Raw genomic sequence first — 21249 nt, 5'->3', positions numbered from 1 at the left:
TTCTTGTGAAGAACGTACCCCTGACCCTCGATTTCGGCACCGTCCGGCTGCCCGTCAGCGCGGACGGACTCCTCCACGCGCCCTCCGCCCTGACGCAACTGGGCGTCCCGGAAGACCAGCACGCCTCCACCCTCGCCGCCCACGACCTGACCCCTGACAGCGCCGACTTCGGCGCGGGGCCGGAAGGCGCCCTGAACGTCCCCGCGTTCACCACGCTCTGCTTCGCGCTGGACACCACGCAGGCCCGCCGCTGGCGCAAGCGCGCGCAGGAACTCCTGACCCGCGCCATGCAGGGCGACGTGCGCCTCGCCGCCAGCATCGCCGAGCGCAACCCCGACCCCGAAGCGCGCCGCTGGCTGGCCGCCCGCCTGGACAGCACCCACGCCCGCCGCGAACTCATGAGCACCGTCGCCCGGCACGGCGGCGCCGGCAACGTCTACGGGCAGCTGGGCAGCATCAGCAACCGCAGCGTCCTGGGCACCGACAGCGCCACCATCCGCCGCGAACGCGGCGTGAAACACACCCGCGACGGCCTGAGCAGCACCGAACTGCTGCGCCTCGCGTACCTCGACGCCGCCACCGCCCGCGCCATCCAGGACCGCGGCGCGCACGGCAACGCCGCCATCCTCCGGGTGCACGAGCACCTCGCGCGGCACGAGCGGCAGGGCTGGCACGGCGCCCAGCCTCCCCAGGCAGGCTAAGGTCATGCAGGTGCGGCGGGTGGGCGCAGATGCCCCCCGCCGCACTCATGCTGGCCCGCTAGAATCCGGCACGTGCCGTCACTCCTGATCCGCCTCGTTCTGGCCGAGGTCACGCGCTGGTACGCGGCGGGCGTCGCGCTGTTCCTCGCGCTGCAACTCACGGACGCCCTGAGCAGCACCGTCGCCAACCTCCTCACGTACAAACCTGCCCTGAGCACCGCCGCCAGCGCCTTCCTGAGCCTCGCGCCCAGCTTCCTGAACCGCAGCCTCGTGCTGGCCGTGCCGTTCGCGATCCTGCTCGCCCTGGCCCGCATGCAGAGTGACAACGAACTCAAGGCCATGAGCGCCGGGGGCGTCCCGCCCCTGCGCCTCGTGTGGCCCATCGCGGTCCCGTTCCTGCTCGTCGCGGGCCTCACGTACGTCAACGCGAACGACACCGCCCCGCGCGGCATGGCCCGCTGGTGGAACACCTGGTACGGCATCTACAACACGACCCCCCCACCCCCCGAACAGAAGCTCTACACCTACGCCCCGCCCGGCGCGCTCTACTACGCCGGGAAGGTCATCACGCCCAAAGGCAGCGCCGAAGCGCAACTTCAGGGCGTCATGGTGCAGCGCGGCGACACCACCCTGACCGCCAGCACCGGCACCTGGAACACCCAGAAACGCACCTGGACCCTCCTGAACCCCTGGGAAACGCGGCCCGGCCAGAACCCCCGCGCCCTGACCGGACCGGTCACCGTGCCGCAGACCGACCGGCTCCGCCCCGCCATCATCGAGGTTGAACAGACCACCACCACGGCCCTCAAGGCCCGCGCCGCTGACCCCGGCCTGCCCGACACGGACCGCCGCGAGGCCGCGTTCACCGTCGCCCAGCGCACCGCCGACCCCATCACGCCCATCATCTTCGCCCTGGCCGCCGGCGCGCTGGGCCTGCTGCTGCGCAACCGCGCCGCCGCGTTCGGCGCCGTGCTGGTGTTCCTGGTGGGCTTCTACGCCCTGTGGACCACCATGCCCGGCCTGGCCCGCGCCGGGGCGGTGCAGCCCGACCTGGCCGCCTGGACGCCCAACCTCGCGTTCCTGATCCTGGCCGCTGCGCTCGCCTGGAGGCTCCGGTGACCCGTTCCCTGCCACACGCCACCGCCCGGCGCCCCGCGCCGCGCCTGAAGACCTTCGAACGCTACGTCCTGTCCGAGATCGCGCCGCTGCTGTTCGGCGCGCTGGCCGCCGTGATCGCGCTGCTGGTCGTCGCCAGCCTGGAACGCTACCTGGCGCCGCTGCTGGCCAAGGGCGCGCCGCCCCTGCTCGTCGCGCGACTCCTTGCGCTGAACGTCCCGGAAGCCGCCGCCCGCGCCCTGCCCATTGCCCTGATGTTCGCCGTGCTGCTGGGCCTCTCCCGGCTGGCCGCCGACAGCGAGATCAAGAGCGCGCTGGCCGCCGGCATTCCCGCCACCCGCCTCTACCGGCCCGTCCTGATCCTCGGGGCGGTCGTCACCGCCCTCGCCTTCGCCCTCGGCGAGGGCCTCGTGCCGCGCGCGCAGACCCAGATCGGTGAAGTGCAGCAGCGCATCGTTCTGGCCAACCCCCGCGTCCTGGGCCTGGATGAACAGAACGTCGTCCTGCGCGACGCGCTGGGCCGCGCCATCAGCATCGGGCAGATCCTCCCCGGCGGGGAACTCCGCGACCTGCGCATCGTCACCATGCAAGACGGCCTCCCTCCCCGCGAGGTCATCACCGCCCGCGAGGGCCGCCTCATTCCCGGCAGCGCTACCCTCACCCTGAGAGGCGGACAGCGCGTCACATACCAGGACGCCCGGCCCGTTACCATCCTCAGCTTCGAGACCGGCACCCTGCCTCTCCAGGACACCGGCACGGACCTCGGCAGCGCCACGCAGGCCCGGCCGGTCAACGATCCCCTGCCCGCCTTGTGGCAGCGCCTGAACACCTACCGCGCCCAGGGCATCCAGGCGCCGGCCGAGTTCACCGCGCTGCACCAGAAGTTCGCCGCGCCCCTCGCCGCGCTCGCCCTGGCGTTCTTCGGGGTCAGCCTCGCCGTGTTCAGCTTCCGCAGCGGCCGCAACGTCGGCTTCGTCTGGGCCCTCATGCTGACCTTCGCGTACTACGCCACGTACAGCGTCTTCAACGTCATGGGCGAGAAGGGCGCCCTGCCCGGCGCGGTCGCCGCGTACGCCCCCGACCTCGTCGCCGTACTGGCAGGCAGCCTGCTGCTCTGGCTCAGCGCCCGCCGGTAACCGGGCAGGGGAGAGGGGCGCGTGAGTGCAGACCACGCGCCCCTCTCCCAGTTGGGATCAGTACAGCACCGATCCGCCCGCCTTCAGAGCGAAGTGCACGCGGCGCAGGGGGTGGCGCTGCGCGCGCGACAGCGGCACGTTCAGGTCCAGTCGTGACAGCGCCCGCGCGTGCAGGGCCATGCGGTGCGGCGCGTCGGTATCCAGGGTGCCCACGTACTCGAACGTCACCGCGTCCCCCAGCTCATCCACCAGGGCGTCCAGCCGTTCCAGCGACGCGGACTTGCGGCGGCCCCGGTGAATCAGGTCCTCGTCGTAGCGCCGCATGTGGAACTTGTGGTCACTCTGCACCTCAAAGTGCGTGAAGCCCAGCGCCCGCGCGTGCGTGAGCGCCACGCGGATGGCCTCACGTTCCGCCAGTCCCTCGTGACCCGCGGCGCCCGGCAGGTTCAGCGCGTAGCGGCGGTCGCCCAGCAGGTGTCCCAGGCTCAGCTGGCCATCAGCCTTGTCGGCGCTGCCGTCCGTCCGGACGCGCACCACCCCTGCCGCTCCGGGCAGGTCGGCGCGCAGGGCCGCCTGCCCGTCCGCGTCGGGCAGCCGCTCGGCCGCCAGATCAAGCAGGGCGCGGGCCAGATGAACCGCCCGCTCGGCACGAATCTCCTGGGCGGCCCGGTCAGCCAAATCCGCCCCGTCATGCCACTCCAGAAAGCCCAGGCCACCGGCATGCCGGGCAGCCAGTGCCCTCACGTCAGCGGAACGGGCCAGCCCGTACGCCACACCGTCCAGCACGTACCCAGGCAGGCCCCTGGGCGCGAGGATCAGTGAGGCCCGCTGATGCCGCGCCGGTGCAGGGCTCACCCCAGTCGCCCCCCAGCACGATCAGCCGGGGAGCGGGTGGAGCGTCGGCGAGTGAACGACCCCGTCAAGGCGAGGGGGTGCCTTCCACTTGCGTGGCCTGGATGGCGGTCAGGGCGATGGTGTACACGATGTCGTCCACGAGCGCGCCGCGTGACAGGTCATTGACGGGTTTGCGCAGGCCCTGAAGCATGGGGCCCACGGCGACGACGCCAGCGGCGCGCTGCACGGCCTTGTAGGTGGTGTTGCCGGTGTTCAGGTCGGGGAAGATGAACACGGTGGCGCGGCCCGCGACGGGACTGCCCGGGGCTTTCTGCTGCCCCACCGAGAGGACGGACGCGGCGTCGTACTGCATGGGCCCATCGACGAGGAGGTCCGGGCGGCGTTCGCGGACCAGGGCGGTGGCGGCCTTGACCTTCTCGACGTCCTCGCCGCTGCCGGACTCGCCGGTGGAGTAGGACAGCATGGCAACCCGGGGCGTGATGCCGAACGCGCGGGCGCTGTCGGCACTCTGGATGGCGATGTCGGCGAGTTCCTCGGCGTTCGGGTTGGGGTTGATGGCGGCGTCGCCGTACACGAGCACCTGTTCGGGCATGAGCATGAAGAACACGCTGCTGACCAGTTTCGAGCCGGGCGCGGTCTTGATGAGCTGCAGCGCGGGCCGCACGGTGTTCGCCGTGGTGTGGATGGCGCCCGACACGAGGCCGTCCACCTCACCCAGGGCGAGCATCATGGTGCCCAGCACGACGGTGTCCTCCAGCTGCGCCTCGGCCTGCGGGGCGGTCAGGCCCTTGCTCTTGCGCAGCTCGACCATCGGCGCGACGTACAGCGCGCGGATGGTGTCCGGATCCAGCACCTCCAGCCCCTCGGGCAGCGTGAGGCCCTGCCCCTCGGCCACCTGCCGCACCCGCTCGGGCCTGGCGAGCAGCACCGGGCGCGCGATGCCCTTCTCGACGCAGCGGATCGCGGCCTTCACGGTGCGCGGCTCGTCCCCCTCGGGCAGCACGATGCGTTTGGCGGCCGCGCGGGCCTTCTGGATGAGTTCGTAGCGGAACGCGCTGGGCGGCAGGCGCCGCTCGCCGTCCAGCGGGGCGCGCAGGCGCGTACCGAGGGGTACGGTGTCCAGCCGGTCCGCGATGAAGTCCAGCATGCGGTCCATGCGCTGCGGGTCGTCGTGCGGCACGCGCGCGTCCAGCCGCGAGAGGCGCGAGGCCGTCTCGAAGGAGTTCGTGTTCACCCGCAGGACCGGCAGGGTGCTGCCCAGCGCGGCGCGGCACAGCCGCTCGATGCTCTCCTCGGGGCCGCTGCCGGACGTGAACATCAGCCCCGCCAGCGGCACGCCGCTGAGGTGCGACAGCGCGGCGGCCATGATGACGTCCTCGCGGTCGCCGGGCGTGACGACCAGCGCGCCCGGCACGAACAGGTGCGCCATGCGCGGCACGGTCCGGGCCGTCACGACGGTGCTCGTCACGCGGCGCACGCCGGCCTCACCCTCGTTCACCACGTCGGCCCGCAGGTGCCGCGCGATGTCCAGCGTGCGCGGCGCGTTCAGGCCCGCCGACTGCGACACCACGCCCAGCAGCGGCAACTCCCCGCTGGCGAGCACGCGGCTGCGCGAACGCAGTTCCGCCATCAGTGTGCCGTAGTCCAGGCCGGGCGGGGCGAAATTCAGCACGTACCCGCTGAGGCCCGAGCCGTCGCTGCGCCGGTACGCCTGCGCGGCGATCTCCAGCTCATCGGCCAGTTCGCCCGGCGTGACCCCAGCCAGACTGGAGACCAGGACCGTGTCCGCCTGGAGGTTGCGCGCGAGGCTGGCGTTCAGCGCCCCGGCGTACGTGTTCCGTTCGTTCAGCGCCAGCCCCTCGGCGATCAGGACGTCCGCGCCCCCCTGCGTGACCTCCTGCGCGAGGGCCACGACGCTCTCCATCAGGTCCTCCTCGCCGCCGTGACTGAGCTGCTCCTCGGCCAGCGCCAGCGCGATCGGGTCGGGCACGCTTAGGTGCGCCAGCGCCCGCGCGAAGTGCACGCTGTCGTCGGTGCTCAGCTCGTGCGTCTGCGCGATGGGTTTCAGGAACGCGACCTTCAGGCCCTGCCGTTCCAGCGCCCGCGTGAGGCCCAGCGCCGTGCTGCTCAGGCCCACGCCGTTGCGGGTCGGGGCGACGAAGAGCGTTTTCATGCCTGGACTCCCTTCTGCTCGGCCAGCAACGTCTGGGTCTGCTGCGCGATCATGAGTTCCTCGTTCGTGTTCACGACCAGCGCCGCCAGGGCGCCCGGCGCGCTGATCACGCCCGACTGCCCACGCACCGCGGCCGCGTTCGCCGCCTCGTCCACCCGCGCGCCCAGCACCGCCAGCTTTGAGAGCACCGCGCCGCGCACCCAGGCGCTGTTCTCCCCGATGCCCCCCGTGAACACCAGCCCATCCACCCGTCCCATCGCCGCCGCCATCCCCGCCATCTGCTTGGCAAGGCGGTGCACGAACACGTCCAGCGCCAGCCGCGCCCCCGGATGCCCACGCCCGGCGGCTTCCTCCAGCTCGCGCATGTCGTTGCTCAGCCCCGACAGGCCCAGCAGGCCACTCTCGCGGTTCAGCGCGGCCGTCACCTCCGAGAGGCTCAGGCCCGCCTGACGCGCGATGTAATCATGCAGCCCCGGATCCACGTCCCCGCTGCGCGTACCCATGATCAGCCCCTCCAGCGGCGTCAGGCCCATGCTGGTATCCACGCTGCGGCCACCCTGCACCGCGCACACGCTGCACCCGTTCCCCAGATGCGCCGTCACCAGATTCAGCTCGGCCAGAGGCCGCCCCAGCACTAAAGCCGCGCGGGCCGCCACAAACGCGTGACTCGTCCCGTGAAACCCGTACCGCCGCACCCCGTGCTGCCGGTACCAGTCCCCCGGCACCGCGTACCGGAACGCGACCTCCGGCATGCTCTGATGGAACGCCGTGTCGAACACCGCCACGTGCGCCGCGTCCGGGAACGCCCCCTGCGCCGCCTCGATCCCCGCGATGTTCGCCGGGTTGTGCAGCGGCGCCAGCGGCACGCACGCCCGGATCTCCGCCAGCACCTCCGGCGTGATCAGCGCCGGCGCACTAAAGCGCTCTCCTCCGTGCACCACCCGGTGCCCGACCGCACCCACCTGCGCGCGCACGCCCAGCTCCTCCAGCGCCCCAGCGATCACCGCGAACGCCTCCGCGTAACTGCCACCCGCCAGATCCACCGCGCGCCGCACGCCGTCCACCTCCAGCCGCGCCGACGCGCCCGCCGACCCCAGCCGCTCCGCCAGCCCCGACAGCCGCACCTGCCCACCCTGCACGTCCAGCAGCGCAAACTTCACGCTGCTCGACCCGCAATTCAGCACCAGAGTCCACATGCCCCCATTCTGACAGTGGGCACGGGGACGCGCGGCCCCAGCTCCCTTAGCCTTCCCCCCGCAGATGCGCCACGATCCCCTCCAGATCCGACGGCGTCAGGTTCTCCATCAACCACCCCGTATCCACCAGCTCACCCTCCGCCCGCGCGTTCAGCACCTCCACCAGCACGCCCAGCACCCCCGACATCACCGCGTCCTCCGCCACACCCTCTCCGGCCCCCGCCAGCCGCTGCTCCTCCGCCAGCGACAACGGCAACGACGAAAACGACAGCTCATTAATCGAAAACGCAGGACGACGAACCGCCTGCCGGCCAAATTTGATGGTCTGAGTCATACGAACTCCTCTGGAATGAATGTCAGGGGTCGCGGAGAAATTCCACGCCACCCGTCCGGTCTCCCTCGAACTGCTTTGCCTGAAGAATGGACTCTTCCTCGGACTGAAGTTGCTGTTTGCCCGTCAGGAGGCCCGGATTCATCTTGATCCGCTCTGTACTGTCCAGCAGCACCTGATACAGCGCCGCCAGGGTCGCCGTGAAGATGGGCCGCGCCTCCGTGCCGGCCGTCAACGTCCCCGAAATCGCCAGTTCAGAGGTGCCATCGTCGAAACCGTACGAGGCAGTGTGAAGGGGAAACTTACGGTACGCCGCTGCGAAATAATGAGGTGTGAGTGCCTGGCGATCATTGCGCATCAGCTTTTCAAAGTCATTGAAGCCACACCTGAGCACGAATTCGTGAGGCACGGTAACAAGGCTGACGACGACGCTTGCGCCTCCCACTTCGAATGTCACGTGTCCTTCCGTCTGATTGATAACTCGACACCGCCGAACCTTCCGTAGGTAGAACAGAAGTGCTTCCGTCGCATTGTTAAACTTCTTCCCGTCGCAGTAGAAAAGCAGGTCATCGGTTGACCACGGACGAGATTCTGTTCCGCTCAGAAAGTACTCGAATGCGGACAGCATGTTGTACACGTGTTTTTCTGGCTGCGCCTGATACTGCGTGAGTTGGCTGAACCTGACCAGGCCCTGTTCCCTATTCATGTCAAGAATCAGCGTCATATGCTTGAACTGCTTCTGGGTTAGCTGCGTGTAGGAGGACGTTGACCTGCCATTCGTAGCTGCAACCTCGAACGAGGCTTGAGCTTCTAGCCAGCGGTCATCAACTCCACGGCGGACCTCAACGGCTGAATCGCCCAGCTTGATGGAGAAATTATCCAAGCCCAGCCGAGTTACAACCTCATGTGCTTCGCAGTAATTCAGGGCTATGTCAAAGGCAGACCCTGTAAACGATGCGCTCGCAACAAATTTTTTTCTGTTCCAGAACATAATCAGGGATTGGCGACCTGTGGCGCGTCTTCAAGCTGTACGGGATCATTCATGCCGCCAGCCCCGACCCCCGCATTGGTCGCTTTGGCGGCGTCGGTCATACCTGCCCCCAACGCTTTTTCGCTCAGGTAGTCGGGGTTGAAGCCTAATGAGTTCAGAACTGCGTCGGTCAGCAATTTCAGGCCATTAACAGGTTGCTGTTCGCCGTCAGGTTTGATCGCTTCGGTCTTGGCCGCCAGCGCCGCGCCTTTGGCGGCCTCATTGCTTACCGAGCTGAGCAGGTGACCCGTACCGACGCCCTGGCTGATGGCCTTGCTCCAGCCAGCGTCCTTCTCCAGGATCGTGCGGTAGGTGGCGCGAGGGCCGGCTGTCAACAGGTTTCCTGTTCCTCTCAGGAGTCGGCGGGACAGGGACTCACCGCGCTGCCTGGGCGCACCAAAAGCGGCCCGCGTCAGGTCCCTCCTGGAAGCGCCCAGCGCCGCTTTACGGGCTTCCCTGGCGATGGGACGCGCCACCAGTCGGTGATTGGTTTTCACAAGCCCCTGCACCACCAGTTCTCGCAGCTTGTTCAGACTAAACTGCGTGGGGAGTTTCAGCTGCGCGGCCAGCGTCAGGACCTCACGGTCATCCATGGCAGAAATTCGGTCCCGTGCAACGGCAAACTGCCGGGTTCTCAACGCCTTCCGGCCCCCCAACAGTGACCTGATGTCCTTGGTCGCCCGACCAGCCACACCGGCACTGCCGTACAGACTCTGCTGCATGTCCGTCCAAGTTTCTCTGGCCAGCTTGGCGTTGTACTGCTTCATGTCCTTCCACACCAGAGTGAGACGATTCATCAGGTCGCGCTGCCCTAACCGCGAGGTATTGCCCAAGGCTGCACGTGAACCAGAATTAACCGCGATTCGTCCACCGAGGACGCGCCGCGCGCCCTGCACGAGTCCCTGTCCTATGGGCTTCAGGGCGTACCGGCCCAGGTTTCCGGCGGCCCCTTTGACGATGCCACCGGCGAGCGCGCCGCCTGGTCCCATGACGAGGCCCAGTGCACCGTCAAGGGCCATGGTTTTGGGATCGAGAACGCCGTGCATCAGCGGCAACTTTGCCTTGTATTTGTCATCGGTGCGCAGGACGGCGTTCTGCGTCAGGCGACCCAGTGCGCCCCCGGCGACGCTGCCTGCCGCCATGATTAGCAGCGGCGCGGCGAGCCCGCCGGTCAGGCCAGTCAGCGCTGCCGCGCCGACCGTGACGCCGACCGTGACGGCCAGGCGGGCCAGCGTGGCCTTACCCTCGGTGGATGTCGCCCACTTCCAGGCTTCGGACGCCTTACCCTTAACAGCATTCCAGAGTCCTCTGGCACCGCCCTGTTTGATGGCCTGGAAGGCGGTGAAGGCGGCACCGCCGCCCAGCAGAAGTGCCGTGGCTGGACGGTTTTTCGGGAATTTGCCCAGTCCTCCCTTGACTGATCGCAGCGCACGCATGGATTTGGTGCCGATGCGTCGCGTGAGGCTCTGGGTTTTGGCCCTGGCGGCTTTTGACAGGGCGGTGATTCTGGTTTTCGCAGTGGTAGCCATGGTGGCCACCCGCTTCTGGACGCTCTGCCTAATGGCCTGAGCGCGGGCCCGGGTACGCTGGGCGTGAGTTTTGACGCTGTTAACGATGCGGTTCGCGGTGGTCTTGAAGGTCTGCGCGGCTGCTTTGGCTCTGTCGCGCAGATGCGCCGCTGTGGTAGACGCCGCCTGCCGAAGGGTCCCGGCCAATCCGTGCGCTTTGTGCTGGAGTGTCTGCTTCGTGTGGGCCACCGCAGTGGCCGCACGGACCGCCAGCTGATGCGCGCGCACGCGCAACTGGGCGGCCTGCTGCTGTGCCTGTTGTGCCGCTGCGCTCGCTTTGGCCTTGACCTTCTGGAGCGTCTGCCGACCGTATTCACGTGCCGTCTGTCCTGCTTTCGCGATCCGCGCGCTGACCTGCGAGCGGAGCTGCTGGGCGTTCCTGAGCGTCTGGGTCACGGATTGACGGGCGGCCTTGAGCACCGGCGTCGCCGCTTTCTTCACGCGGGCCACTGTCTTCTGAACGCGTTGCTGGGCAGCTTTCTGGATGTTCTGAACGGCGCCTCTGACGTGAGTGGTGGCCGTGGCGGTCAGCTTTTTCAGGTCGCCCAGCCCCCAGCGCTGGACGGTGGAGGCCGCGGGCGCGGTGGTCAGCGGCGCGCGCGGTCTGGGGGTGTGTTTCGTGCCGAACTGCGGACCGCTCTGCGCAAGCCGGGCGCCCATGGCTCTGGCTTCGGTTTCGAGGCTGGCGTCGGGGTCGATGCCCCGCCCCACCCGGCCCTGGCTCTGCTGCACGGTGTGCGTCACCTCGTGCGCCAGCAACTCCAGGCCAGTCTGCGTGTTCGGATTGAACCGCCCCGCCTGGAAGAAGATGTCCGTTCCCGTCGTGAACGCCAGCGCATTCACGCCCTTGGCGAGCCTGTCCGCTTCGGCGTCGTCGTGAATCCGCACGCGGCTCAGGTCGTGGTTCAGGCCCTGCTCCAGGTGCCGCTGAACCGCCTCTGGGAGAGGATTCCCCGCACCCCGCCGCGCCTGAATTCGTTGTAGGACAGGCTGGGTTGCTTCGGCGTCTAGCTCAACCAGTTGACGTTGCAGGGCCATGTGGATGTCGAAGTTCAGGGCGGCCTGCTCCTGCGCCATCTGACGTTGCAGCGCCTCGTCCGTTGCCCGTTGGAGGGGCACTCGCTCGGCTGGGGGAACCAGGCCGAGGACCACACTGGAGACCGGTGCACTCAGCGCGTGGCGGTGCAGGGTGGCGAGGTGCGCGCCGTACGTGGCGTACCGGGCAGCAGGCTCGCCCCGGTCCGCGCGGAAGCCCTGACTGAGGGACTGGGCCACCTGCCGTTGCAGGGTCTGGAACTCACCGAAGGTGCGGGCGTCGAGGCGCTGACCTTCGATCCCCTCGGCTCGGGCCCGCATCACGGTGACCCAGTCGGTGGGGGTGACGGGTTTGTCGGGCACTGGAGGCTGGACCAGCTGCTGGACGGGCGGCACATGACCCAGGGCCGCAACCTGTTGCTGCACGACCTCGCGGGCGCCCGAGAGGCGGGTCTCCTCCTGCCGCTGGAGCGCCAGGGCGCGCAGGACGGGTTGGGCGACCTGACCCTGGGCGCGCGTCGGGCGCCCCAGAAACCGCTGCACCGGCGCGGCCAGCGGGGCTGGGCTGACCTGCTCGGTCACCTCAATGCGGCGGATACTCGATCTCTGGATGCTTTTGGCGCGGGTCGCGCCCTGAAGCTCAAACATGTCGTGGCCTCCGAAACGAACTTGACAATAGGTCATCTCGCCGCTCGGCGTGCACCACATTGAGGAACGACCCGTTCAGGTCCTTAGAGCCTGAACGGGTCGTCCGCTGACCTGCCTTCAGCTCTGGCCGGTGTCGAGCCAGGGCCCAACCTGTTCGTCCAGGTCTGTCCAGTTCAGGGCGCGGCCCACGCGCCACTCGCCGGGCGTGGTGCTGCGTGCTGACCACACGTGCGTGCTGTCACCCATGTCCAGGCGTTGCAGGCCCAGCGTGCTGGCCTGTTGCAGCAGGGTGGCCATGCCCTGCGCCGCCAGCGTGTGCGCGCCGTGCTGAATCTGGCCCTGCACGCACAGCCACGTCTCGACCGGTTCGGCGGCCTGGGCGGGCAGGTTGAACGCGAAGGGGCTGGGCGTGTCTTGCGCCGGCGTGGTGGTGCCCGGCGCGCTGTCTGGCGTGGACGTGGCCAGGAGGGCGTCGAACAGGGACGTTGCGGGCGTGGGCTGCGGGGCGGGGGGCGCGGCTGCCGGGGTGGGCGAGCCGAAGCCGAAGGGGTCCACGCGGGCGGCGATGGCGGGGCCCGGGTCGGTGTCCATCATGGCGCTGTCCTGGAAGTCGAAGACGTCCAGCAGGCCGCTCAGGGCGTCCTGGCCGAAGGTCGCGGTGACTTCCTGCGCGGCGCGGTGCTCGGCGTGCGCTTCGGTCAGCAGGGCCTCGGCGTCGATCAGGGTCTGCGCGTAGCGTTCGCGGGCCTGGGCGCTCATGCGGCCCAGGTGCCGCTGGGCGCGCAGCGTGTCGGCCAGGCGGCCCAGGCGCTGCGTGGTCTCGCCGGCCAGCTGCCGGACCATGTCGTACTCGCGGATCACGCGGTCGGCGCGGGCGTCGAAATCCTCGCGTTCCTGCGCGGCGGCGCCCATGTGGCGTTCCAGGCGGGTCCAGAGGTCCGTGACGTCCACCGTGCCGCCCTGCGCGAGGGTCGTGCGGGCCTGCGTGAGCAGCGGCGTGAGTTCCTCGCTGGCGCCTGGAACGTTCCGGGCGGAGCGCTCGATGTCCAGCAGTTCACGTTGCAGTTCCAGTTGCGCGCTGGCGTTGACGCCTGCGGCCAGGGCGGCCTGCATGCCCTGCAACTCCTGGAGTTCGTCGGTGGCGAGGCTGCCGCTGTCCAGCAGGTGCCGGGCAGAGTCCAGCGCGATGCGCATGTCGGCCGTGGCCGTCACCTGCGCCAGCGCGGCTTCCATCTGCGTCAGCTGGGCGCGCTGTTCACTCAGGGCGCGGTCCCGCTCGACTTTCAGCTGCGCGCGCCAGCCCTCGACCAGGTCGGCGGTCAGCTGACTCTGGCCCTGCAGGGCGCGCAGGCGGTCGTGCTGTTCACGCAGGTCGGCGCGGCTGTGCAGCAGCGTCATGTACTCGCGTTCGGTGAGGTTCAGCTGCTGCGCGGCGTGCTCCTGTTCCAGTGCGAGCACGCGCGCCTGCGCGTCCGGGTCGAGGATCGTGGCGCTGGTCGGGATGACCGCCTGGTCTGCGGAGACGGTCTGCACCACCGACGATTCCAGCAGCTTGCGGAGATTGAAGGTGATGGTGCGGGCGCGTTCCACCTCGCCGGGCAGCAGCGTGCCCTGCTTCTGCGCCTCGTCAATCTGCCCGATCAGGGTGTCCAGGCGGCGCACGTCCTTGCCGCCCATGCCCTGCACCCGCTCGAACGCCGCTTTCAGCTCCGCGAGGTCCTGGCCCTGCTCAATCAGGCCTTCTTGCAGGCGGCGGTCCATGGTGTCGATCAGGTTCTGGGCTTCGGTGACCAGGTCGGCCACGTCCCGGCCGTCTTTTTCCTCCTGACGGGCCACGGTGAGCACGCCACGCAGGCGCTGCGTTTCGGGCCAGTCGAAGTACAGCGAGAAGCGCCGCGCGGCTTCCTCCAGGGCGGGCATCTGACTGCCCTGCACGGGCAGCAGCCGCTCCTGCGTGGCCTTAATCAGCTCGCTCAGCACCTCCGAGACGCGCTTCTTGGCCAGTGGCGCGGGGACGCTGAGCTGCAGCCGCTTGAAGACTTCTTTTTTCAGGATGTCTTCCAGCGACGCGACGTCCAGGAGTTCCAGCGTGGACCCCCGGGTCTGAGCGGCTTCCTGGAGAATGCGCTCCAGCGCGCGGGGGGACACCAGGTCGCCCAGCATTTGAACAGGTAAACGGTGCAGGCTGCCCATCAGAGATCCTCGTCCCAGTCAATCACAGTGTGATGAGCGGTCGTGTGTTCACTTCCGCTCGCGTCGCCCATCAGGCCGAACTGCACGCACAGCCCCCGGAAGCCGAAGGCCAGCAGGCCCAGCGCGCCCGCGGCCAGCAGCGCCCAGATGGGCAGCGCGTACGCGCCCTGCGAGAGCGTGACGTTCGTCAGGCCTGCCAGCGCCCCGCCGCCCAGCGCGTCCCCGATGGCGCCCAGGAAGCCGAACACGCCTTCCAAGAACAGGGGCAGCAGCAGCAGCACCAGGCCGGCCGTGATGGCGCGCCAGTACACGTTGCGCCCGCCGAACGCCAGGTTCAGCAGGTACAGCGGCGCGGTCACGCCCAGACCCAGCAGCAGGAACACCAGGGCGCGTACCCACCCGCTGAACCACCCGGTGGTGCCCAGCGACGCGCGGTCCAGCGCGCTGCTGCGCTCGCCGCGCGCGGTCCGCTCGGCGTTGGCCAGGCCCGCAATGAGGGCCTGCACGTCAGCGGGCCGCAGCGCCACGCGCCTTTGCGCGCTGTCCAGGCCGCTCTGCACGGCGCGGTACTCCGCCGTGTCGCGCAGGGGCGCGCCCACGCGGGTCAGCTGCGCGCTGGCTTCCTTCAGGGCGGCGCGGGCTGTCACGCCGTCCGCGTGTCCGCTGGCGGTCAGTGCGCGGCCCAGCGCGGCGTACACGGCGTCCGCACCGGCACTGCCCGTCGGTGCGGGCGAGGTGGACGGCACGGACGTGCTGGTGCCGGTCTGCGCTGCGGCGCCGGTGGTGCCTCTGTCGCTTGGGGCAGGCGCCGTCTGGGTGGGTGTTGCCGCGCTGGGCGCGGGGGTGGCGCTCGCGCCAGGCGGCGAGCTGAGCGCCTGACTGAACGCCTGTGTCCCCTGCCGCAGCGTGCGCAGCGTGCCCTCCAGCGCCGCCGTGTCCCCGCCGGTCAGCTGGCGCAGCGCGTCCCCGAACTGCGCGAGTTTCAGGTCGCCCGCACTGCTGGAATCCTGCACGACCGTGAACCACCCGGTCGCGCGCGCCAGGTTCACGTACGACGCGGTCGTCTGCCGGGCCTGCGTGGCCGCCAGCGCGGCGCTCACCTTCTGCACCGCTGCGCGCTGCAACCGCCACGCCGTGCGCTCCAGCCGACCTGACGTCGCGTCTGCTGAGAGCGCCTGCGCGGCCTCTCCCGTCAGCCCGAACTCGCGGGACAGCAGCCGCAGCTGCGCGTCCGCGTTCGTGGGCTGCGCGCTCAGGGCCACCAGGCTCTGGTCGTACAGCGCCTTGCGCATCAGCCCGCGCGCCAGCTGCACCTGCGCCTCCAGTTCCGCCGGCGTGCGTGCCAGGGCGGCGCGGCTGCGGCTCAGGGCGTCTTTCAGGCCGCTTACGATCTGCTGGTTACGCAGTGTCGGCGCCAGTTCATCCAGCGCCCGGCTCGCGGCGTCCAGCCGGTTCAGGGCGGCCTCGGCGGACTGCGCCCGCACCTGAACCGCGCTGTCGAGGTTGCTGGCCAGCGCCCCGTACGCCGTGAGGTTCTGCGCGCCGGCCGCGCCCAGCGACGCGATCACCCAGGCCAGACCCGCCCGGCCTGCCTTCACGCGGCCACCCGGAGCTGCTGCAGTTCCACCAGCAGCCGGCCCACGTTCGTTTGCGAGCTGGCGATCACGGCCACGCAGTACTCGCCCAGCGGGCACACGCACACCGTCTGTCCGCCCAGTTCGGCCGACAGGAGCCGCAGCGCCCGCTTCTGGAACAGCATGGCGCTGGCCGCCACCACCCCGGCCAGGCCGTTGGCGTCCCGCACGGCCCGCACGCGCAGCACCTCGCCGCTGGCGCGGCACACCATCACGCCCTGCACGCCACTCAGGCGGCCCAGCGTCTGAATCAGGGTGTCCTGATCCAGCGTGGACCCCAGGTCGTACGCGCGGCCTGCGAGCCCGGTCGCGTACTCCGGGTCGTCGAACTCGAAATCGTCCGCGCCGAGCCCCAGGTCGTTCCACGCGCCGGTGTCCTGCGTATCGTCCCAGGTGGCGTGCGGACCGCTCTCGACGAACAGCGTCGGCGCTTTCGGGTACTTCTCGGCCAGCTGATTGGACAGGGCCAGCAGTTCCCGCCGCGCTCGGGCTGCGGGCATCACGGCGCTCAGGCGCGACAGCAGCGGCCCGGACAGCATGCGCTGCATCTCCTGGGCACTCACGGTGTCCGGCAGCAGACTCTGCTCGCGCAGAACTGACCGGACCATCATTTCAGCCGCCCGCTCCGATACCACCCCGGACAGGGCGCGGACGGTCATGGTGTACACAGCGTTCGTCATGAGGGACCTCAAGGCAGTATAGGTACACCAGACTTACATGAATATCTCATCCCTGGGCGCATGAACGCGGCCAGCCGCCCCGCCCTCACGCCTGCTATACTCCCACCGCCAGCCGCACCGCGCGCACTCGTAGCTCAGCTGGATAGAGCGGCCCCCTCCTAAGGGGCAGGCCCCGCGTTCGAATCGCGGCGAGTGCACCAGAAGCCCCGCCCCAGGCGGGGTCTTTCCTTACCACCAGCCGCGCCGCTTGAAGTACACGCTCAGGGCCGCGCCGATCAGCAGGAACGTCGCCCAGGCCAGCGCGTACCCGTGCGGGCTGCGCAACTCGGGCATGTGGTCGAAGTTCATGCCCCACACGCCCGCCAGGAACGTCAGCGGCAGGAAGATCACGCTGACCGCCGTCAGGGTGCGCATGACCTCGTTCATGCGCTGGCTCTGGAGGTTCAGGTGCAGGTCCAGCAGGTTCGTCAGGAGGTCCCGCAAGGTGTCGAAGCGTCCGGCGGCGCGTGTGAACGAATCCTGCACGTCGCGGTAGCGCACCAGATCAGCCGGGGTGCAGTTGGCGTGGCGGCCCATCAGCGCGGTCGCCTCGCGCGCGTCGGTCGCCAGCCGCCGCGCCTGCGACACGAGGTGCTTGAGTTCGAAGACGTGCGGCACCGGGTTTTCCCGCACCCGCTGGAACACCCGTTCTTCCAGGTCGTCCACGCGGGCCTCCAGCGCGTCGGCAGCCGTGAAGAACGTATCGGCGGTGTGGTCCAGCAGCTCGTACGTGACTTCCTGCGCGGTATTCACGCTGTCGCGCCCGGCCAGGGGCCACACTCCATTCAGGGCTCGGGTGCCGCCGGGGCTGTGGGTCAGCACAGCATGATCGAAGGTGAAAATACTCAGCCGCTCCGTGAACTCATCCACCTGATCCGGATTCACGTACGAGCGCACCGTGATGAACGCGTGTTCGGGGTACACCTCGGCGCGGCTCCAGTGTCCGCGTTCCAGGGCGTCCTCCAGCGCCAGGCGGTTCAGGGGAAACGCGGCGCGCAGCGCGGCCAGTTCATCCGGGGAGGGGTCCTGCGTGTCCACCCAGACGTTCTCGTGCTCCCCGTTCCAGGGAAAGTCCTGTCCGTCACTGAGTCGCCGCGCCCTGATCATGCCCGCAGGATGGCAGACTCCTGCCCGGCCTCTATGCTGAAAGGGTGAACGCGTGGCTGTGGGTGATGGCGGGCGGCGCCCTGGGCGCAGCGGCCCGCTACGGTACGCAGGTCCTGCTGGCGCCGCTGGCCCTGCGCACGGAGTTTCCCGTGCCGGTGCTGCTGATCAACGTCGTGGGCTCGTTCCTGCTGGGCCTGACGCTGACGCTGGTGGGCCGGGGCGTGTGGCCGGACGCGGCGCGTCTGGCGTTCGGGACCGGGGTGCTGGGCGCCTTCACGACGTTCTCTACCTTCAGCGTGGAACTGGACAGCCTGCTCGCGCACGGGCGGGGCGGCGCGACCCTGCTGTACGCGCTGCTGAGCGTCACGCTGGGCGTCCTGGCCGCCGTGGCGGGCCGCACCCTGGGGGGGCGGCTGTGACCCGCCGCCGGAAGAAGGCCGAGGTCACCCGCCCCCCGGAGCAGTTCCTGGAACTGTCGGAACTCCTCGCGTACGTGGGGCAGGTCGTCGCGCGGGGCCTGCCGGGCGCCGTGTGGGTCCGCGCCGAGATCGCCAGCGTCACGGATCGCCGCCACCTCTACCTGGATCTCGTGCAGGCCGCGGAGGACGGCGAGGTCGCCAAGTGCCGCGCGACCGTATGGGCCCGCGAACGCTTCAGCCTGGAAGGTAAGTTTCGCCGCGCGACGGGCGGCACCCTCACGGCTGGCCTGAAGGTCCTCCTGTTCGCCGAGGCGACCTTCCACGAGCAGTACGGGTTCTCGCTGAACGTGCTGGACGTCGCGCCGGAATTCACGCTAGGGGACGCCGCGCTGCGCCTCGCTGAGCACCGAGAGACCCTGGTCCGCGAGGGCGTATACGGCCTGAACCGCCTGCTGGCGGCCCCCGAGGACTTCGGGCGCTTCGCCGTGATCGCTCCGCGTGAGGCCGCCGGTCTGGGGGACTTCCGCCGCGAGATCGACCCGCTGGAGGCCGCCGGGGTGCTGCGCCCGGTGTACCTGGAGGCGACCTTCCAGGGCCGCGACGCTGCCCCCAGCCTCCTGCGCGCCACCGAAGAGGCCCGCGCGCTGCACGAGCAGGAGCCGCTGGACGCGCTGGTCGTCCTGCGCGGCGGCGGGGCCGTCACGGACCTGGCGTGGCTGAACGACCTCGCGTTCGCGCGCGCCCTGGCGACCTTCCCCGTGCCGGTCATCACGGGCCTGGGGCACGCCCGCGACGACACCCTGCCGGACGAGGTGGCCCACACCCGCGTGGACACGCCCAGCAAGGCCGCCGCGTTGATCGTCCGCACCGTTGCGCAGGCGGCTGCCCAGGCGCAGGAGGACGCCCGCATCATCCGCGCGTACGCCACGCAGGCCCTCGTGGACGCCCAGGCAGGCGCGGACTGGGCGCTGGACCGCGCCCGCACCGCCGCTGGCCGCCACACCGATCGCGCCGCGCAGGACGTGGACGCCCTGATGCGGCAGGCACTGGGCCTCACCCCGCAGCGCACCCTGGCGCGCGGCTACGCCCTCGTGCGCGGCCCCGACGGGCAGCCCGTCACCCGCGCCGCGCAGGTCACGCCCGGCCAGACCCTCACGCTGGAATGGACTGACGGCCGCGTGCCCGTGCGGGCCGAGGAGTGACCCTTATTCCTCGCCGGTCGCCACCGGGCGCGCGTCGTCGCTGATCCAGTCGCTCCACGACCCGGCGTACAGGCGGTTGTCCGGGCCCAACGGCACGCCCGCCAGTTCCCGGGCCAGCAGGTTCGGCGTGGCGCTGACCCCACTGCCGCAGTACGTAACCGTCGGCGCGCCCTGCGCGTCCAGCCGCGCTGCCTGCGCTTGGGCGTCCCGCCAGTGGCCCGCCTCGTCCAGCGCGCCAGACCAGTCGCGGTTCACCGCGCCCGGGATGTGCCCGGCCTTGCGGTCGATGGGTTCCACCTCACCCCGGTAGCGGCCCGGCGCGCGCGAATCGATCAGGAGGGTGCCCGCCCCGCGTGCCTGCACGTCGGCGGCGGTCGCCACGAGGTCCGCCTGCACGTCCGGTACGAACGTGACCGGGGTGGGGGAGGGTTCATCGGTGCTCACCTCGCCGCCTGCCGCGAGCCACGCCGTCCAGCCGCCGTCCAGCACTGCCACCCCCGCGTGCCCCAGCCAGCGCAGCAGCCACCACGCCCGCGCCGCGTAGAAGCCCTGCCCGGTACTGGGATCGTCGTAACACACGACCAGACTGTCGTTGCCGACGCCCACGCTCCCTAGCCAAGCGGCCAGTGCCGCCGGGTCCGGCAGCGGATGACGCCCCCCCGCCCCGCCGGGCTGCACCGGGCCGCTCAGGTCCGTCTCCAGATCGGCGTACACGGCGCCGGGCATGTGCCCGCCCAGGTACGCGATTCGCCCGGTCAGCGGGTCGCTCAGGGCGTAGCGGGCGTCCAGCACCCGCACGCGCGGGTCACGCAGGTGCGCGCGCAGCCAGGACACGGAAACCAGTGGGGTCGGCAGCGTCAGGTCGGCCATGCCCGCAGGCTACACCTGCCGCTCAGGCGGGCAGCCGCTGCAAGGTCCGGCGGAACACGTTCAGCGTGCCGCTGTCGAACAGCACCAAACGCACGTTCAGGTCCGGGTGATCGGCCAGGAAGGCGGTGATGGTCCGCAGGGTCACCTCCGCCGCGCGGTCCAGCGGGTAGCCGTACACCCCCGTACTGATCGCCGGGAACGCCACGCTGCGGCACCCGGCCTGCACGGCCAGATCCAGGCTGCGGCGGTACGCCCCGGCCAGCAGCTCCGGCTCGCCCTGGGTGCCGCCGCGCCAGATCGGCCCGACCGCGTGAATCACGTGCCGCACGCCCCGCGCCGACAGCCCGAACGCCGGGGTGATCACGGCCGTGCCCGTGGGCGTCCCCCCGATGGCGCGGATGGCGCGCAGCAGCTCCGGCCCCGCCGCGCGGTGGATGACGCCGTCCACGCCACCCCCGCCCGCCAGTTCCTTGTTGGCCGCCGTGACCACCGCGCACACATCCTGCGCCGCGATGTCCCCCTGCACGAGTTCCAGCGGCATGCGCGCCTTACTCCCCCGTGACCTGGGCCAGCCGCGCGTCCGTAAACGTGTAGCTGCGCAGGTGATCGGCCCGCACACGCGCCTCCCGGTCCGCTTCGGTCCACTCGGGTTCCGGCAACTGCCGCGCCCGCTCGGCTCGCTGGATCGCCAGAAGTTCCTCTACCGCGCGGTCCAGGTCGTCGTTCACGACCACGTACCGGAACTCGTGCGCCTCGCGGATCTCCTCCCGGGCGCGCGCCAGGCGCTTCTCAATCCGTTCGGGCGTCTCGGTCGCGCGGCCCTCCAGGCGGCGGCGCAGCTCCGTCAGGCTGGGCGGCATGATGAAGATCAGAATGGCCTCCTCACCCACGCGCGCCTTGACCTGCATGGCGCCTTCCACCTCGATCTCCAGCACCACGTCCTGCCCGCGGCTCAGCGCCGCCTCGATCGGCTCGATCGGCGTGCCGTAGCGGTTGCCCACGAACGCCGCGTGCTCCAGGAAGCCGTTCGCCTGCGCCTTCTCCTCGAAGGCTTCCGGGCTCACGAATACGTAGTGCACGCCGTCCTGCTCGCCCGGGCGGGCCTCACGGGTGGTCCAGGAGGTGCTGAAGAACACGTCCTGCCCGGCCAGCCAGCGTTCGCGCAGCGTGCCCTTGCCCACGCCGGACGCGCCGGTCATGACCAGCAGCAGTCCGCGCCGCGCCGGCGTTGAAAGTGGAATCTCGGAAACCGTCATCTCCCCACCATACCCAAAGCCGCCTAGGACTGGAAACCCGCACGTGAAAAGCGCGGATCC

At 70.0% G+C, this 21249-nt stretch carries 19 protein-coding genes and 1 tRNA gene; 7 read left to right on the top strand and 13 right to left on the bottom strand.

The genetic code is table 11. The features are described 5' to 3' along the window. Positions 1–5: 5 nt before the first annotated feature. The 3 genes from ddrC (at position 6) to IEY63_RS09725 (ending at position 2953) form a co-directional block, all read left to right on the top strand. A complete protein-coding gene (gene ddrC, locus IEY63_RS09735; protein ID WP_189068830.1) occupies positions 6–701 on the top strand; it encodes a DNA damage response protein DdrC in 696 nt (231 codons plus the stop codon). Between the two features lie 72 nt (positions 702–773). Continuing rightward, positions 774–1820: an LptF/LptG family permease gene (locus IEY63_RS09730; protein ID WP_189068829.1), complete on the top strand. Its 1047-nt coding sequence runs from the start codon at positions 774–776 to the stop codon at positions 1818–1820. A gap of 44 nt (positions 1821–1864) precedes the next feature. Further along, the gene (locus IEY63_RS09725; RefSeq protein WP_189068979.1) at positions 1865–2953 is read left to right on the top strand and encodes an LptF/LptG family permease; all 1089 of its coding nucleotides are present in this window, start codon (positions 1865–1867) and stop codon (positions 2951–2953) included. A 57-nt stretch (positions 2954–3010) separates the two neighbouring features. Here the strand turns inward: IEY63_RS09725 and IEY63_RS09720 are convergent, their stop codons facing one another. The 6 genes from IEY63_RS09720 to IEY63_RS09695 all read right to left on the bottom strand — a co-directional run bounded on the left by IEY63_RS09720 (position 3011) and on the right by IEY63_RS09695 (position 11183). Next, positions 3011–3808, bottom strand: coding sequence for a hypothetical protein (locus tag IEY63_RS09720; protein WP_189068828.1), 798 nt, complete (start codon positions 3806–3808; stop codon positions 3011–3013). Between the two features lie 64 nt (positions 3809–3872). After that, positions 3873–5981: a phosphate acetyltransferase gene (pta, locus tag IEY63_RS09715; RefSeq protein ID WP_189068827.1), complete on the bottom strand. Its 2109-nt coding sequence runs from the start codon at positions 5979–5981 to the stop codon at positions 3873–3875. Continuing rightward, positions 5978–7177, bottom strand: a complete 1200-nt coding sequence (locus IEY63_RS09710) for an acetate kinase (protein WP_189068826.1) — start codon at positions 7175–7177, stop codon at positions 5978–5980. Before IEY63_RS09710 ends, pta begins: the two co-directional genes overlap by 4 nt. 46 nt (positions 7178–7223) lie before the next feature. Then, the gene (locus IEY63_RS09705; protein ID WP_189068825.1) at positions 7224–7511 is read right to left on the bottom strand and encodes a hypothetical protein; all 288 of its coding nucleotides are present in this window, start codon (positions 7509–7511) and stop codon (positions 7224–7226) included. 22 nt (positions 7512–7533) lie between these two features. After that, positions 7534–8391, bottom strand: a complete 858-nt coding sequence (locus IEY63_RS09700) for a hypothetical protein (protein ID WP_189068824.1) — start codon at positions 8389–8391, stop codon at positions 7534–7536. A 110-nt stretch (positions 8392–8501) separates the two neighbouring features. Beyond that, positions 8502–11183, bottom strand: coding sequence for an eCIS core domain-containing protein (locus tag IEY63_RS09695; RefSeq protein WP_229784625.1), 2682 nt, complete (start codon positions 11181–11183; stop codon positions 8502–8504). 99 nt (positions 11184–11282) lie between these two features. On the opposite strand from IEY63_RS09695, the gene IEY63_RS22185 reads away from it, so the two are divergent. Then, the gene (locus IEY63_RS22185; RefSeq protein ID WP_229784624.1) at positions 11283–11852 is read left to right on the top strand and encodes a hypothetical protein; all 570 of its coding nucleotides are present in this window, start codon (positions 11283–11285) and stop codon (positions 11850–11852) included. 54 nt (positions 11853–11906) lie between these two features. On the opposite strand, the gene IEY63_RS09690 is transcribed toward IEY63_RS22185, so the two are convergent. From IEY63_RS09690 to IEY63_RS09680, 3 genes are read right to left on the bottom strand one after another with little or no spacing between them, the layout of a single operon-like run. Then, on the bottom strand, positions 11907–13952 hold the full coding sequence (locus IEY63_RS09690) for a coiled-coil domain-containing protein (RefSeq protein ID WP_229784623.1): 2046 nt from the start codon (positions 13950–13952) through the stop codon (positions 11907–11909). 29 nt (positions 13953–13981) lie between these two features. Continuing rightward, entirely contained in the window at positions 13982–15580 is a 1599-nt protein-coding gene (locus tag IEY63_RS09685) for a hypothetical protein (protein ID WP_189068821.1), read from the bottom strand. Next, positions 15577–16296, bottom strand: coding sequence for a roadblock/LC7 domain-containing protein (locus tag IEY63_RS09680; protein WP_189068820.1), 720 nt, complete (start codon positions 16294–16296; stop codon positions 15577–15579). The genes IEY63_RS09685 and IEY63_RS09680 overlap by 4 nt, the downstream gene beginning before the upstream one ends. A 123-nt stretch (positions 16297–16419) precedes the next feature. Here IEY63_RS09680 and IEY63_RS09675 point away from each other — a divergent pair. Next, a tRNA-Arg gene (locus IEY63_RS09675) sits at positions 16420–16496 on the top strand. Positions 16497–16524: 28 nt separating this feature from the next. Here IEY63_RS09675 and IEY63_RS09670 read toward each other — a convergent pair. After that, positions 16525–17442, bottom strand: a complete 918-nt coding sequence (locus tag IEY63_RS09670) for a magnesium transporter CorA family protein (RefSeq protein WP_189068819.1) — start codon at positions 17440–17442, stop codon at positions 16525–16527. Between the two features lie 65 nt (positions 17443–17507). Between IEY63_RS09670 and crcB the strand changes: the two genes are divergently transcribed. Both crcB and xseA read left to right on the top strand, forming a co-directional pair. After that, positions 17508–17861, top strand: coding sequence for a fluoride efflux transporter CrcB (crcB, locus tag IEY63_RS09665; protein WP_189068978.1), 354 nt, complete (start codon positions 17508–17510; stop codon positions 17859–17861). Further along, entirely contained in the window at positions 17858–19063 is a 1206-nt protein-coding gene (xseA, locus tag IEY63_RS09660; RefSeq protein ID WP_189068818.1) for an exodeoxyribonuclease VII large subunit, read from the top strand. Before crcB ends, xseA begins: the two co-directional genes overlap by 4 nt. 3 nt (positions 19064–19066) lie before the next feature. Here xseA and IEY63_RS09655 read toward each other — a convergent pair whose 3' ends face one another. The 3 genes from IEY63_RS09655 to gmk are packed head-to-tail and all read right to left on the bottom strand — an operon-like array spanning position 19067 to position 21189. Then, positions 19067–19933 carry a sulfurtransferase gene (locus tag IEY63_RS09655; protein ID WP_189068817.1) on the bottom strand — a complete coding sequence of 289 codons (867 nt, stop codon included), beginning with the start codon at positions 19931–19933 and terminating at the stop codon, positions 19067–19069. Positions 19934–19955: 22 nt separating this feature from the next. Continuing rightward, positions 19956–20474, bottom strand: coding sequence for a macro domain-containing protein (locus tag IEY63_RS09650; RefSeq protein WP_189068816.1), 519 nt, complete (start codon positions 20472–20474; stop codon positions 19956–19958). 7 nt (positions 20475–20481) lie between these two features. Continuing rightward, positions 20482–21189 (bottom strand): guanylate kinase, encoded by a 708-nt coding sequence (gene gmk / locus IEY63_RS09645; RefSeq protein WP_189068815.1) that lies wholly within the window; start codon positions 21187–21189, stop codon positions 20482–20484. Positions 21190–21249 lie beyond the last annotated feature (60 nt).

This window comes from Deinococcus radiotolerans (genome assembly GCF_014647435.1).
Lineage (GTDB): Bacteria > Deinococcota > Deinococci > Deinococcales > Deinococcaceae > Deinococcus > Deinococcus radiotolerans.
This window is presented reverse-complemented; position numbering and strand designations above follow the sequence as displayed.